Annotated in this window: 17 protein-coding genes; 3 read left to right on the top strand and 14 right to left on the bottom strand. The window is 72.4% G+C overall.

Going from position 1 to position 12,510, the window contains the following annotated elements:
* The first annotated feature begins 23 nt into the window (after positions 1-23).
* Positions 24-470, top strand: a complete 447-nt coding sequence (locus ACIBUY_RS37145) for a hypothetical protein (protein WP_365579469.1) — start codon at positions 24-26, stop codon at positions 468-470.
* Between the two features lie 69 nt (positions 471-539).
* On the opposite strand, the gene ACIBUY_RS37140 is transcribed toward ACIBUY_RS37145, so the two are convergent.
* Positions 540-1,997 carry a hypothetical protein gene (locus ACIBUY_RS37140; RefSeq protein WP_365579471.1) on the bottom strand — a complete coding sequence of 486 codons (1,458 nt, stop codon included), beginning with the start codon at positions 1,995-1,997 and terminating at the stop codon, positions 540-542.
* 305 nt (positions 1,998-2,302) lie between these two features.
* On the opposite strand from ACIBUY_RS37140, the gene ACIBUY_RS37135 reads away from it, so the two are divergent.
* Positions 2,303-4,147: an endonuclease/exonuclease/phosphatase family protein gene (locus ACIBUY_RS37135; RefSeq protein WP_365579473.1), complete on the top strand. Its 1,845-nt coding sequence runs from the start codon at positions 2,303-2,305 to the stop codon at positions 4,145-4,147.
* A gap of 17 nt (positions 4,148-4,164) precedes the next feature.
* Here the strand turns inward: ACIBUY_RS37135 and ACIBUY_RS37130 are convergent, their stop codons facing one another.
* The 7 genes from ACIBUY_RS37130 to ACIBUY_RS37100 all read right to left on the bottom strand — a co-directional run bounded on the left by ACIBUY_RS37130 (position 4,165) and on the right by ACIBUY_RS37100 (position 6,927).
* On the bottom strand, positions 4,165-4,335 hold the full coding sequence (locus ACIBUY_RS37130) for a hypothetical protein (RefSeq protein WP_399154998.1): 171 nt from the start codon (positions 4,333-4,335) through the stop codon (positions 4,165-4,167).
* A complete protein-coding gene (locus ACIBUY_RS37125; protein ID WP_365579476.1) occupies positions 4,332-4,505 on the bottom strand; it encodes a hypothetical protein in 174 nt (57 codons plus the stop codon). Before ACIBUY_RS37125 ends, ACIBUY_RS37130 begins: the two co-directional genes overlap by 4 nt.
* Positions 4,506-4,510: 5 nt before the next feature.
* Positions 4,511-4,900, bottom strand: a complete 390-nt coding sequence (locus ACIBUY_RS37120) for a hypothetical protein (RefSeq protein ID WP_399154997.1) — start codon at positions 4,898-4,900, stop codon at positions 4,511-4,513.
* 74 nt (positions 4,901-4,974) lie between these two features.
* Complete coding sequence (locus ACIBUY_RS37115; protein ID WP_399154996.1) at positions 4,975-5,718, bottom strand: SDR family NAD(P)-dependent oxidoreductase; 744 nt, start codon at positions 5,716-5,718, stop codon at positions 4,975-4,977.
* 74 nt (positions 5,719-5,792) lie between these two features.
* Positions 5,793-6,476, bottom strand: coding sequence for a hypothetical protein (locus ACIBUY_RS37110; RefSeq protein ID WP_399154995.1), 684 nt, complete (start codon positions 6,474-6,476; stop codon positions 5,793-5,795).
* On the bottom strand, positions 6,473-6,619 hold the full coding sequence (locus tag ACIBUY_RS37105; protein WP_399154994.1) for a hypothetical protein: 147 nt from the start codon (positions 6,617-6,619) through the stop codon (positions 6,473-6,475). Before ACIBUY_RS37105 ends, ACIBUY_RS37110 begins: the two co-directional genes overlap by 4 nt.
* Before the next feature lie 53 nt (positions 6,620-6,672).
* Positions 6,673-6,927: a hypothetical protein gene (locus ACIBUY_RS37100; RefSeq protein WP_365579486.1), complete on the bottom strand. Its 255-nt coding sequence runs from the start codon at positions 6,925-6,927 to the stop codon at positions 6,673-6,675.
* A gap of 203 nt (positions 6,928-7,130) precedes the next feature.
* On the opposite strand from ACIBUY_RS37100, the gene dapA reads away from it, so the two are divergent.
* Complete coding sequence (gene dapA, locus ACIBUY_RS37095) at positions 7,131-8,036, top strand: 4-hydroxy-tetrahydrodipicolinate synthase (RefSeq protein WP_399154993.1); 906 nt, start codon at positions 7,131-7,133, stop codon at positions 8,034-8,036.
* Here the strand turns inward: dapA and dapD are convergent.
* The 6 genes from dapD to ACIBUY_RS37065 all read right to left on the bottom strand — a co-directional run bounded on the left by dapD (position 8,033) and on the right by ACIBUY_RS37065 (position 12,432).
* On the bottom strand, positions 8,033-9,049 hold the full coding sequence (dapD, locus tag ACIBUY_RS37090) for a 2,3,4,5-tetrahydropyridine-2,6-dicarboxylate N-succinyltransferase (RefSeq protein ID WP_399154992.1): 1,017 nt from the start codon (positions 9,047-9,049) through the stop codon (positions 8,033-8,035). The genes dapA and dapD overlap by 4 nt on opposite strands.
* A gap of 54 nt (positions 9,050-9,103) precedes the next feature.
* Positions 9,104-10,087, bottom strand: a complete 984-nt coding sequence (locus ACIBUY_RS37085) for a CU044_5270 family protein (RefSeq protein ID WP_365579492.1) — start codon at positions 10,085-10,087, stop codon at positions 9,104-9,106.
* Positions 10,084-10,722, bottom strand: coding sequence for an RNA polymerase sigma factor (locus ACIBUY_RS37080; protein WP_399154991.1), 639 nt, complete (start codon positions 10,720-10,722; stop codon positions 10,084-10,086). The genes ACIBUY_RS37085 and ACIBUY_RS37080 overlap by 4 nt, the downstream gene beginning before the upstream one ends.
* Positions 10,723-10,803: 81 nt before the next feature.
* Positions 10,804-11,346 (bottom strand): TetR/AcrR family transcriptional regulator, encoded by a 543-nt coding sequence (locus ACIBUY_RS37075; RefSeq protein ID WP_399154990.1) that lies wholly within the window; start codon positions 11,344-11,346, stop codon positions 10,804-10,806.
* Positions 11,346-11,666, bottom strand: a complete 321-nt coding sequence (locus tag ACIBUY_RS37070; RefSeq protein WP_365579496.1) for a multidrug efflux SMR transporter — start codon at positions 11,664-11,666, stop codon at positions 11,346-11,348. The genes ACIBUY_RS37075 and ACIBUY_RS37070 overlap by 1 nt, the downstream gene beginning before the upstream one ends.
* Positions 11,667-11,739: 73 nt before the next feature.
* Positions 11,740-12,432 (bottom strand): sulfotransferase, encoded by a 693-nt coding sequence (locus tag ACIBUY_RS37065; protein ID WP_365579498.1) that lies wholly within the window; start codon positions 12,430-12,432, stop codon positions 11,740-11,742.
* Between the last annotated feature and the right edge of the window lie 78 nt (positions 12,433-12,510).

Raw genomic sequence — 12,510 nt, 5'->3', positions numbered from 1 at the left:
CACCTTCGAAGGGAGGTCGGTCCATGACCACTCAGGCACGGAAGCAAAAGAGCCAGTCCCGCACCGAGCACCGGTTCCACAACCCGCAGGGCGCGGAGGTCAAGACGCGCGACGAGGCGTTCGCCGCGCAACAGGACGTTTCGGCGCAGGCGGTGTCGGTCGACTGCAAGCTGGAACTCAACAACGGCACGGTCACCTTCGCCATCACCGCGAAGATCAACCCGAACACGCACCCGTACGTGGTGACCGGCGGCCAGATCACGTCCGGCATCTGCGGCGCGCCGTGGGACATCACGGGCGGCTTCATCGGCGACACGATCCGCATCGACGCGAAGCGGTCCGGTCAGGGGTCCTGCGCCAACACCATCACGGTGGTCGGCGAGTACCAGAACCCGCCGGCGTACCGGGGCACGTACGGCTTCGACGGGGCGACGTCCTCGTTCAAGCACACGACGCGGTATCTGTGCTGACCACACGAAGGGTGGCCCGAACTCCCGTCATTTTGCCGGGAGTTCGGGCCACCGCCATTCGTGGTGGAGCTAGCTCTGCGCCGAACGTGCCTTGAAGGCCGCCTTGCGGGCCTCCTTCGCCACCTTCTTGTCCGGGTGGAGGCGGCCCATCGCCTCCAGGACGTCGGCCGTGGCCGGGTGCTCGACCCGCCAGGCCGCCGCGAAGAAGCCGCTGTGCTGCGCGGCGAGGCCCTCGACCAGGGCCTGCAGCTCCTCGGAGTTGCCCTCCAGGGAGAGCTGCGCCGCGATCGTGTCGACGGTCAGCCAGAAGACCAGGTCCTCCGAGGGCGCGGGCACGTCCGCCGCGCCGTGCTCGGCGAGCCAGACGCGGGCGAGGCCGCCGAGCTCCGCGTCGTCCAGGACCTCGCGCAGGGCCGGCTCGGCCTCGGTGCCGACCAGTGACAGGGCCTGCTGGCAGCGCAGCCGGCGCAGTGGTGCGCCCTCGTCGCCACCGCCCGCGGCAGCGAGCAACTCCCGTGCGGCGCCCAGCGGTTCGCGCCGGGCGAGCCACTGCTCGATCTCGGCCTGGGCGGCCGCCTGCGGGAACCAGGACGTGCCGTCGAGCAGCACGTCGGCCCCCTTGTCGGCGAGGTCCCCGACGGCGGGCGCGTCCACGCCGGCCTCCAGCATCCGCGCGCGGATCCCGTACAGGCCGAGCGGGGTGAGGCGCACCATGCCGTACCGGGAGACGTCGGACTCGTCGACGGCCTCGGCCGCCGCGGCCGCCTCCGCGTCGTCGAGGTCGGCCATGAGCGCCTCGTCGACCGGCTGGAACTCGACGAGCCCCACCGGGTCGAGCAGCCGGAACTGGTCGTCGAGGCGCATCATCGCGTCCGACACCTGTTCGAGGACGTCGTCGGTGGGCTCACCCATGTCGTCGGGCACGATCATCGACGCGGCGAGCGCGGGCAGCGGCACGGGCCCCTCGCCCGCTCCGCCCTCCGCGACGGTCAGCAGGTACAGGTTCCCGAGCACGCCCTCCAGGAACTCGGCCTCCGCCTCGGGGTCCCAGTCCAGCTGCGAGAAGTCGATCTCGCCCGAGCCGCCTTCGAGGTCCATCGCGTCGACCAGGTCGTCGAGGTCGGGCACGCTCGCGTCCGCGAGGACGGTGTCGAGCGCGCCGAGCCACACGGCGAGGACGTCCGCGGGGGCGCCGGAGGTGAGGCTGCCGAGCTCCTCGCCGACGGTGACGGTGCCGTGCCCCTCGGCATCCTCGTCCACGACCTCCACGAGACCGGTGTCGACGGCGATGCGCCAGGCCTCGCTCGCGTACGCGGCCCCGTCCTCGTCGTCGGTCAGGCCCAGCTCGGCCGCGGCGGCGGGCAGTTGCTCCTCGACGAGGTCGCCGCCCGCCTCGACCCGCGTCTCGGGCCCGGCCCAGCGGGCGAGCTTGGCCGCGCGCGACAGGAGGGGGGTGGCAAGGGCGTCCCGCGCCAGCTCCGCTTCGGCGGGCAGCCGGACCGGCGGCAGGGGGGAGCTGTCTGACATCGGCTGGTTCTCCTCAGGGCCGTACAAGAGTCATACGTTGCGACGGCTCAGCGTAGACGGATTTGACCCTTTGCTGCCCGGTTCATGTACCCGTCAGGTTTCGGTCGCCCGAGAGTCATCCCCGAAACCTTGACAACTCCCCGGCCCACGAAAGAGATTGACGCGCGTAGATGAAGAAGTGAACCGCGCAGATGAAGAAGCAGACGCAGAACGGGTCGGCGCCCCACCGCCACACCCGCCCGCTCACGCCCACGTTCCACCCTCGTCCCGGCGCTCGCCACTCGCACGTCCCCGGAGGGATCCCCTTGCCGAGCAAGTCCAAGCCCGCGTCCCCGCTCACCCGCCACCGGCTCGCCGCGCTCGCCGTCGCCACCGCGAGCTGCGCGACCTACGCCGTCGTCGCGACGGCGCCCGCCCACGCGGCCACGGTGGCCATCCACGACATCCAGGGCTCCACCCGGACATCCCCGCTCGCGGGGCAGCAGGTCACGGACGTGGCCGGGGTCGTCACCGGGGTCCGCACGTACGGTTCGTCCAAGGGCTTCTGGTTCCAGGACACGACGCCGGACGCCGACCCGGCCACCAGTGAGGGCGTCTTCGTCTTCACCTCTTCCGCGCCGACCGTCAAGGCGGGCGACGCGGTGACGGTCTCGGGCACGGTCACCGAGTACGTGCCCGGCGGCGCCTCGTCCGGCAACCAGTCGCTCACCGAGATCACCAAGCCGACGGTGACCGTGGTCTCGTCCGGCAACGCGGTGCCGGTCACGACGATCACCGCGAAGTCCGTCCCGGCCGCGTACGCGCCCGCGGGCGACGCCGCGGCGAACGGTTCGGTCAACGGCCTCACCCTGCAGCCGAAGAAGTACGCCCTCGACTACTACGAGTCGCTCGAGGGCCAGAACGTGAAGGTCGGCGCGTCCCGCGTCGTCACCGCCTCCGACGCGTACGCGGAGCTGTGGGTCACGGTCAAGCCGCACGAGAACGCCACGAAGCGCGGCGGCACCCGCTACGGCTCGTACGAGTCGCAGAACACCGGCCGCCTCCAGATCCAGTCGCTCGGCACGACCGCCGCCTTCCCCGTGGCCGACGTCGGCGACGTCCTGTCCGGCACCACCGAGGGCCCGCTCGACTACAACTCCTTCGGCGGATACACGCTGGTAGCACGGGAGTTGGGCACGCTGAAGCAGTCGGGACTCGCCCGCGAGACGACGCGGAAGCAGAAGTCGAACGAGCTGGCCGTGGCGACGTACAACGTGGAGAACCTCGACCCGACCGACGCCACGTTCGAGGAGCACGCGGCGGCGATCGTCGACAACCTGCAGTCGCCCGACATCGTGTCCCTGGAGGAGATCCAGGACAACAACGGGGCGAAGGACGACGGCACGGTCGCCGCCGACGTGACGGTGAACAAGCTGATCGACGCGATCGTCGCGGCGGGCGGCCCGACGTACGACTGGCGCTCGATCGACCCGACGAACGACACGGACGGCGGCGAGCCCGGCGGCAACATCCGCCAGGTGTTCCTGTTCAACCCCGAGCGGGTCTCGTTCACCGACCGCGCGGGCGGCGACGCGACGACGCCCGTCGGCGTGACCTCCGCGCACGGCAAGGCGGCGCTCACCGCGTCGCCCGGCCGCATCGACCCCGCCAACACGGCCTGGAAGAGCAGCCGCAAGCCGCTGGCCGGCGAGTTCACCTTCCGCGGCAAGACGGTCTTCGTGATCGCCAACCACTTCGCGTCGAAGGGCGGCGACCAGGGTCTGACCTCGCAGTACCAGCCGCCGACGCGCAGCTCGGAGACGCAGCGCCACGCGCAGGCGGACTCGGTGAACGCCTTCGTGAAGGACATCCTCGCGGTCCAGCAGAACGCGGACGTCATCACGCTCGGCGACATCAACGACTTCGAGTTCTCGGGCACGGCACAGCGCCTGGAGGCCGGCGGAGCGCTCTGGTCGGCGATCAAGTCCCTGCCGAAGAACGAGCGTTACACGTACGACTACCAGGGCAACAGCCAGGTCCTCGACCAGATCCTGATCAGCCCGTCGATCCGCTGGAAGGACGCGTTCGCGTACGACAGCGTGCACATCAACAGCGAGTTCCACGACCAGATCAGCGACCACGACCCGCAGGTGCTGCGCCTGCGCCCGTAACTCCCCCCGTAACTCCTTCAGGAGAACAGGGAGTTGAGCCATTCGCTCCACTCCGCCTCGGTCCGCGCGGCATCGGCGTCCTGCGCGAAGTCATGGACGCTGATGCCGACGGGCGCACCCCAGGGGCCCCGGCCGCGCGTGCCCTCGGCGGTGTCGTCGGACAGGCCGAGCGCACGGCCGACCGTCAACCAGCTCGACTACACGATCGAGCCCCGCGACGGCGGCGACAGCGCCTGGGCCACAGCCAGCCCGCCGTGCCGTTCGTGACGGCGTCCCAGACCTGCTCGGGCGAGGCACCGACCTCGAACTCGCGGGGGATCTCGAATTCCTTGCCGCTGCCTGCGGTGTTCTCGGTCATGGGTGTCACTCCGTCAATTCCTGCCGTGCGGCGGGAAGTTGGGGCGCGTCGGCCGTCTGCTCCTTGAGCTTGGGGTGCAGCGCGATCACCACGCGGTGGTCGCGGCCCCCCTCGGCGTCGAGCGCGAGCAGCCAGCGCGCGGAGAGCTGGTCGCGGGCCCGGTCCGGATCCGGCTGTACGGCGCCGAGCGCGACCGGCGAGATCACGTACGACGCGGCGGTCGCCCGCATCAGCCGCTCGGTCACATTGCCCTTGCGCCGCTCCCCCGCGAGCTCGACGAGGCCGTGCTTCTCCAGGGCCTTCAGGTGATAGTTCACCTTCTGCCGCACCAGGCCGACCTTGGGCGCGAGCATCGCCGCGGCGGCCGGGTCCTCGATGACGGTGACGTCCCACATGACTCCACCGCCCCACCGAAAAGAACTCTCTTTGTCCAGGCGAGGAATATGTTCGGTACGGAGCGGGGCCCGGGCTACAGCAGGTGTCCGCCCCCGTCCACCAGCAGCACTTCCCCCGTGATGTACGCGGAGTGGGCGAGGTCGGCGACGGCGCCCGCGATGTCGTCGGGGCGGCCGACGCGGCGCAGCGGCAGGGCCGAGGCGACCTCGCGCATGCTGTCCTCGATGCCCTCCACGCCCTCGAACCAGGGGGTGTCGATCATGCCGGGCGCGACCGCGTTGACCCGGATCCCGTCCGGGCCGAGCGTCTTGGCGAGCAGCCGCGTCATGTGGTTCACGGCCGCCTTGGAGACGGAGTACGGGATGGAGCTGCCGCCGGGCCTGACGCCGGCCTGCGAGGAGATGGTGACGACGGCTCCCGCACCGCTCGCCTTCAGGTGCGGCACCGCGGCGACGATCGTCTGCCAGACGCCGATGACGTTCACGTCGTACAGGCGGCGCCACACCTCGGGGCTCGCGGCGGCCAGGTCGTCGTGCGGGATGAACTCGGTGGTGCCCGCACAGTTGACCAGGACGTCGAGCCGCCCGTACGCGTCGACGGCGGCCCGCACCAGCGCCTCGGCCTGGTCCGGGTCCGAGACGTCGGCCTGGACGTAGACGGCGTCGGGCAGTTCGGCCGCGAGCTGCTTGCCCGCGGCGACCGAGCGGGCGGAGTTGACGACGACGCGCAGTCCGTCGGCGGCGAACCGGCGGGCGACGGCGGCGCCGATGCCCGAGGACGATCCCGTGATCAGCGCGACGCGCTGCTCTGTGCTCATGTTGATGTTTCTCCGGGTCCCTGCAGCTGGTGACCCTGTCGCGCGCCGCCGCCGATCATGCCAGATGCCCCGGGTCAGCGCCTCCCCGGTGGTGCACCGCCGCCGCCCATGGCCTTGCCCAGGCGCGCCAACTGGCCCTGGAACCAGTCGAGCCTGGCCTGCAGCAGCGCCGCCTCCGCGACCAGTTCGGGCATGCCGGGCGCCTCGCCCGTCGCCTCCGTGCCCGGCGCCGCCCGCACGGTGAGCCCGTCCCCGGCGAGCCGGGCGAACGTCTGCAGGGTCCAGCGCGGCCGCGCCCCCGCACACCCGCGGCACGCCGCTTCCAGCACGCGGCGCCCGTCCCTGCCCCACCCCGCGTCGGCGAGCACGGACGCCGCCGCCCCGCACGGGCAGGGCCCGACGGTCGCGGTGCGCACGCGCTGGCGCTCGTAGCGGAAGCCGTGCTCGAAGCGGATGTAGGAGCCGAGGACGCCGACCTCGAGGAGCACGGCCCTGCGGTGCTCGGCATGGACCAACAGGCCCTCGGCGACCCGTCGTTCGTGCACACAGTGGAAGCCGCAGTCGCAGCGCCGGTGCGGGGCGCGGTGGCGGCGCCCGTAGACGCAGCGCGCCACGTCGAGCACGCGGTAGGGCGCGGCCGCGCCGAGGGAGACTCCCAGGAAACCGGCGCGCCCACCGTCCGCGTCGAGCACGGGGTGGGCGATCTTGTATCCGGTGGGCGGCTCCGTCGGACGTTCCTCGGGGAGCCGCGGCCTCACCGGGCGGCCGGGACCCCGACGGGTTCGGGGGTCAACTCCCGCTCCACGTCGATGACTTCGAGCTCCGGGACATCGGGCTCCGCATTGGTGTCCTGCGGAGTTTCTTCGGCGTATCCGGTGGCGAGTGCTTTGCCGAGCCTCATGGTGCCTCCCCTGTCGGAACCGACGGACCTGTCGAACAGGTCGTCACTCACGCTCACGGCCTCTCATGGTGGCGCATCCCGCCCGTTTTGGCACCAGTGCCTTCGGCGTCACCGCTGAGCAGCGCGTACTCGTCGGCCACCACCGCCTCGGCCACCGCGACCGCCCGCTCCCCCGCCCGGCGCAGCCCCGCCTGCGAGTAGGGCGGCGGCGCCGGATGCCTGCGCCGCCACCACGCCTCGCCCGCCGCATAGATCCCGCTCGCGCACATCAGCACGGGCATGGTCAGCGCCAACGCCACCTCTCGCACCCCGAACCCCTTATGAACTGGTCTGACTCTTCTGTGCAGTTCATCGGATTCCGGGCGGGTGCCCTGGAGCCCTCCTCTCGGCCAAATCCCCTCAAGAACGACTGAAACAGACCGCATACCCGCGCCACTCTTCAGCAGGGCTCCGCAGTATCTCGTAGAAGATTTAAGTGGAGCTTCACAACGGGGCGGCCGAGACTACCTCCATGAACGACACCGACACCGCCCCCTTCGGCCGCGCCCTGTGCGCCATGGTCACGCCCTTCGCGCCGACCGGCGCCCTCGACCTCGGCACAGCACAGAAGCTGGCCGACCGGCTGGTCACCGAGGGCTGCGAGGGGCTCGTGCTGTCCGGCACGACGGGCGAGTCCCCGACGACGACGGATGCCGAGAAGGCGGACCTGGTGCGAGCGGTGCGGGAGGCCGTGGACGGCCGGGCGTCCGTGCTGACCGGCATCGGCACGTCCGACACCGCACACACCCTCGCCCTCGCGCGGGAGGCCCAACAGGCGGGCGCGGACGGCCTGTTGGCGGTGACGCCCTCCTACAGCAGGCCGCCGCAGGACGCCGTGGAGGCGCACTTCCGTACGCTGGCGGACGCGACGGACCTGCCGGTGATGCTGTACGACATCCCGGGCCGCACCGGCACCCGCATCGAGCCGGAGACGATGCTGCGCCTGGCGGAGCACCCCCGGATCGTCGCCGTGAAGGACTGCGCGTACGACCTGCTCGGTACGCAAAAGGTCATGCGGGAGACGGAGTTGGCGTACTACACGGGCTGCGACGAGTACGTGCTCGCCCTGTACGCGCTCGGCGGTGCGGGCTATGTCTCGACGGTGGCGAACGCGGCACCCGCCGCCTTCCGCGCGATCCTCGACGCCTACGACGCGGGCGACACGGCCGAGGCCGCACGCCGCCAGCAACTCACCGTCCCGCTCACGGAGTTGACGATGGCGTCGGGCCTGCCGGGCACGGTCACGGTGAAGGCCCTGCTCGACGCCCTCGGCCTGCCGGGCGGCGGTCCGGTGCGCCAACCGCTGCAGCCCGCCGGTCAGGAGGTGACCGACGGGCTGCTGACTGCGTACGAGGAACTGGTCTCCGCCGCGGGCTAGTTGTGGCTGTGCAGGACCTCGTTCAGGCCGCCCCACACCGCGTTGTTCGGGCGGGCCTCGACCGTGCCGGTGACCGAGTTGCGGCGGAAGAGGATGTTCGAGGCGCCGGAGAGCTCGCGGGCCTTGACGATCTGGCCGTCGGGCATCGTGACGCGGGTGCCCGCGGTGACGTACAGGCCGGCCTCGACGACGCACTCGTCACCGAGGGCGATGCCGACGCCCGCCTCGGCGCCGACGAGGCAGCGCTCGCCGATGACGATGCGGACGTTGCCGCCGCCGGACAGGGTGCCCATGGTGGAGGCGCCGCCGCCGATGTCGGAGCCGTCGCCGACGACGACGCCCGCGGAGATGCGGCCCTCGACCATCGACGTGCCGAGCGTGCCGGCGTTGAAGTTCACGAAGCCCTCGTGCATGACCGTGGTGCCCTCGGCGAGGTGCGCACCCAGGCGGACGCGGTCGGCGTCGGCGATGCGCACGCCCTTGGGGGCGACGTAGTCGGTCATGCGCGGGAACTTGTCGATCGAGGTGACCTGGAGGTGCAGGCCCTCGGCGCGGGCGTTCAGGCGGACCTTCTCGACGTCGTCGACGGCGACCGGGCCGAGCGAGGTCCAGGCGACGTTGGCGAGGAAGCCGAACTGGCCGTCCAGGTTCACGCCGTGCGGCTTGACCAGGCGGTGGGAGAGCAGGTGCAGACGCAGGTACACGTCGTGCGCGTCCAGCGGCTTGTCGTCGAGGGAGGCGATGACCGTGCGCACGGCCACGATCTCGACACCGCGCCGGGCGTCGGGGCCGATCGCCTTGGCCGCCCCCTCGCCGAGCAGTTCCACGGCCTTCTCGGCGGAGAGCTTCTCGGACCCGGCCGGGCCATGGCCCGCGGCAGACTCAGTGACGAGCTCGGGGGCGGGGAACCAGGTATCGAGAACGGTGCCGTCGGCGGTGACGGTGGCGAGGCCTGCGGCGACGGCGCCGGTGGAGCGGGGACCTGCGAGGGAAGAAGGTGTGGTGTCGGTCATGAGGGCAACCTAACCGGCACGGGGTCGCCGAGGCCAACCAGCACGGACCCCGTCTCACTCGGCGGGCCGCTCCCCCTCCTCGTCGACGAGCCCGGACGCCATCAGGGCCCGGGCCCGGTTCGGCTCGTTCACCGACTTCCAGTGGTCGCCGTACCGCTTGAGCAGCCCGTCACCGCTGTAGCGGCAGGTCGCGGGGTCGAGGAACACCAGCGCGCGCTCGTTCGGCGTCCGCTCGTCCGGCAGCATGATGCCGATGGCGTCGCGGCCGAGCGCGTCGGTCGTGCGCACGGCCCGTACGCCGGGGATCGTGGCCAACGCCCGGTAGACGGCGGCCAGGCCCTCGGGATCGACCGGGTTCGCCCGCGACACGAGGACCGTCAGGGCGCGGTACTCGTGCTGCACCTTGCTCTCGCCGTCGTCCCCGCCCTGGAAGAAGTCGCGGGCGCGCTGCTTCACCTCGGCCGGGTCGTCGCCCGGCAGGTCGGCCAGGAACCGGAACATCTCGCGCGGCGAGTGGTCGTCGCCGGACGCCCCGTTCTCGAACTGCGGGTCCGCGTACGCGTACCAGTGCTCGGTCTCGCGGGGCCCGCCCTTCTCCTCCCCGGGACCGTCCTCCTGCGCCCGGATCTCGTAGTCCTTCCGGTACGCCCACTGCCCCGCCCGCGGCTGTGGCACCGGGTCGTCGGCCACGGCGTCGGCGGCCTCGCGCAGCACCGGTGCGGCATTGCCGAGGTCGAGGACGTACGCGGGCGGCGGGGCGGCGGGCAGCGCGGAGCCGTCGTCGTTCAGGAGCTGGGGGCCGACGACCGCGGCCGCCGTGATCGCCGCGGCCGCGCCGACGGCGGCCAGGCGCCAGTCGGCCCGCGGCCGCCCGCGGCGCCGGGCCGCGCCCATCCCGTCGAGCAGGGCGCGCCGCCCCGCGGCGATCCTGGCCCGGTCGGCGCCGGGGGCCTCGTCGCGAAAGGCCCGCACCGCACCCATCTCGCCCCTGTCGTCCATCCCGTCCCGCTCGCTGGTCTCGTCGATCCGCACGGTCACGTCACCTCCGGTACGTCGGTCACGAACGCCGGGTTGTCGCCCAGCGCGGCCCGCACCTTGCGGCGGGCCCGGTTGAGCCGGGACCGCACGGTCCCGACGGGGATGCCGAGCGCCTCGGCGACGTCCTGGTACGTCAGATCGGCCCAGGCCACGAGCAGCAGCACGTGCCGGTCGGCCCCCGACAGCGCGGCGAGCGCGTCGGCCAGCGGGCCCTGCGCGGCGATGCGCCGGTCGGCGTCGTCGACCCAGGTGTCGTCGACCCAGGAGGCGGCGACGGGGTCACGCCCGGTCCTGGCGAGCGCGCGCAGGGCCCGTACCTCGCCGCGGCGCTGCTTGCCGATGAGGTGCGCGGCGATCCCGTAGAGCCACGGCCGGGCGCTGGCCCGGTCGGTGTCGAACCGGGCGCGCGTGCGGAACGCGGTCAGGAAGGTGTCCGCGGTGATGTCGTCGGCCGCGTGCGGGCCGAGGCGGCGCGCGGCGTAGCGGTGGATGTCGGGCGCGTACCGGTCGTAGAGCCGGGCGAAGAGCTCGGGCTGCTTCAGGGAGCTTTCGATGACCTGCGCGTCGCCGTCGTCACCGGGATCGGGCGCGGGTGGTCCGGTGAAGGGCGGTCCGGTCACGGGTGGTCCGGTCACGGGGCCTCCGTCCGTGGGCGGGAGTCGAGCCTGTCACCCGTAGTTCCCCGCACGCGGCGGAATGGTTCACGCCTGGGGCCCTCAAGACTCGGGGATCAGCCGCGCCAGCATCTCCCGCGCGTACGCGGGGTCGAACTCCCCGCCCGTGAGCAGGACTTGCAGCGAGATCCCGTCCATCAGGGCGACGAGCGCCCGCGCGGTGACGGGGTCCGTGCGCCCGGCGAGGGCCTCGGCGAGCGCCTGGCACCACTCGGCGGCGACGGGCCGCAGCGCGGGCCTGCGCAGCGCGGCGAGGTAGAGCTCGTACTCCAGCTCGACGCCGATCCGGTCCCCCGCGAGCCATTCGCCCAGCAGCCCGGCGAGCTCGTCGGCGAGGTCGACGTCCGGGTCCTGGAAGGCGCCGCGCGCGGCGACGACCTTGGCGAACCCTTCGTTGGCCTGCCGCAGCGCGGCCACCATCAGGTCGTCGAGCGTCTTGAAGTGGTACGTGGTCGAGCCCAGCGGCACATCGGCCGCGGCGGCGACGGTGCGGTGGCTGAGCCCGCCGATGCCCTTCTCCCCGACGACCCGGATCGCGGCGTCGATGATGCGCTGCCGCCGCTCGGGGTCGTAGCGCCGGGCCATCAGTGCGCCCCGCCGAGGTTGAGCAGCACGACGCCGCCGATGACGAGCACGATGCCCGCGACCTTGGCCGCGGTCAGCCCCTCGCCGAGGAAGAGCATGCCGATCGCGGCGATGACGGCGGTGCCGACGCCGGCCCAGATCGCGTACGCCGTCCCGACCTGCACGGTCTTCAGGGTCTGCGCGAGCAGCGCGAACGCGATCAGATAGCCGGTGACGGTGACGAGCGAGGGCCAGAGCCGGCTGAAGCCCTCGCTGTACTTCATGGCCGTGGTGGCGGCCACCTCGGCGGCGATGGCCCCGGCCAGCATCACGTATCCCATGCGTACGAGTGTACATATCGTTGCGTACGGGCGTACGCAACGAGCGGCGGCCCGTCGATGGAGGAGGGCGGCCTCAGACGACCCGCCGCAGGTCGTTCAGGGCTCCGCGCTCGCGCAGCCGCACCGCCCGATCGACGAGGCCCCGCTTCGCGTACGCGGCGCGGCGCCGGGCCGCCACCTTGCGGTAGCGCGAGAGCCCCGCCGGGTCGGGGCGCACGGACCCCGCCGGCGCGTATCCGCGGGAGGCGAGCCGGTCCCCCAACACGGCGTCGCACAGCCGGACTTGATCGGGCGTCAGCCGGGTTGCCCAGATCCCCGCCGGTGACGCGTCCGGCTCGCCCCAGATGTGGACGTGCCAGGTCTTGCGGGTGGGCTCGGCGACGGCGGCCATCCGGTGCGGCTCGCACATCTCGGCCGCGTACGACTCCCCCAGGAAGCCGCAGATTCCGTGCAGTTGACCCTCCGGGTCGGCAATCAGGTCCTCGAAGCGCACCTCGTGCCACCGCGAACTGCCCAGCCCGGCCCGCCACTTGTCGGCCTCGGCCAGCGCCTGGGACCAGGTCGCGACGGCCTCGCGGAAGCCGCTGTGCCGCCCGGTTCGTGCACGTGGTGCGCGACGGCCGGGACTGTGTGGGCTCGCTGCTGCGGATGCCGTGGTGGGAACAGCCGCAGGATCTCCCGTACGTGCAGCACGTACGCGGGCCGCTTGTCGCCCCAGCGCCCCTTTCCGTGCCGCTGCGCGTGCGCCTCTAGGGCGTGTCTTCAAACTCCCTCCCCCAGCCTTCGGCCGGGGGGACCCCCACGCCCGCAGGGCGGCCGCGCGGCGTCTGGTGCGTGCTCTGGG

Origin of the sequence: Streptomyces sp. NPDC050085, from assembly GCF_044460595.1 — a bacterium.
GTDB lineage: Bacteria > Actinomycetota > Actinomycetes > Streptomycetales > Streptomycetaceae > Streptomyces.
This window is presented reverse-complemented; position numbering and strand designations above follow the sequence as displayed.

Excerpts from the sequence above, each read along its gene's own strand:
- ACIBUY_RS37120 (WP_399154997.1), bottom strand. The coding sequence starts at position 4,900 with ATGTGGGACGTCACCGTCATCGAGGACCCGGCCGCCGCGGCGATGCTC.
- ACIBUY_RS37125 (WP_365579476.1), bottom strand. The coding sequence starts at position 4,505 with ATGACCGAGAACACCGCAGGCAGCGGCAAGGAATTCGAGATCCCCCGC.
- ACIBUY_RS37145 (WP_365579469.1), top strand. The coding sequence starts at position 24 with ATGACCACTCAGGCACGGAAGCAAAAGAGCCAGTCCCGCACCGAGCAC.
- dapD (WP_399154992.1), bottom strand. The coding sequence starts at position 9,049 with ATGACCGACACCACACCTTCTTCCCTCGCAGGTCCCCGCTCCACCGGC.
- ACIBUY_RS37115 (WP_399154996.1), bottom strand. The coding sequence starts at position 5,718 with ATGAGCACAGAGCAGCGCGTCGCGCTGATCACGGGATCGTCCTCGGGC.
- ACIBUY_RS37075 (WP_399154990.1), bottom strand. The coding sequence starts at position 11,346 with ATGGCCCGGCGCTACGACCCCGAGCGGCGGCAGCGCATCATCGACGCC.
- ACIBUY_RS37140 (WP_365579471.1), bottom strand. The coding sequence starts at position 1,997 with ATGTCAGACAGCTCCCCCCTGCCGCCGGTCCGGCTGCCCGCCGAAGCG.
- ACIBUY_RS37070 (WP_365579496.1), bottom strand. The coding sequence starts at position 11,666 with ATGGGATACGTGATGCTGGCCGGGGCCATCGCCGCCGAGGTGGCCGCC.
- dapA (WP_399154993.1), top strand. The coding sequence starts at position 7,131 with ATGAACGACACCGACACCGCCCCCTTCGGCCGCGCCCTGTGCGCCATG.
- ACIBUY_RS37105 (WP_399154994.1), bottom strand. The coding sequence starts at position 6,619 with ATGAGGCTCGGCAAAGCACTCGCCACCGGATACGCCGAAGAAACTCCG.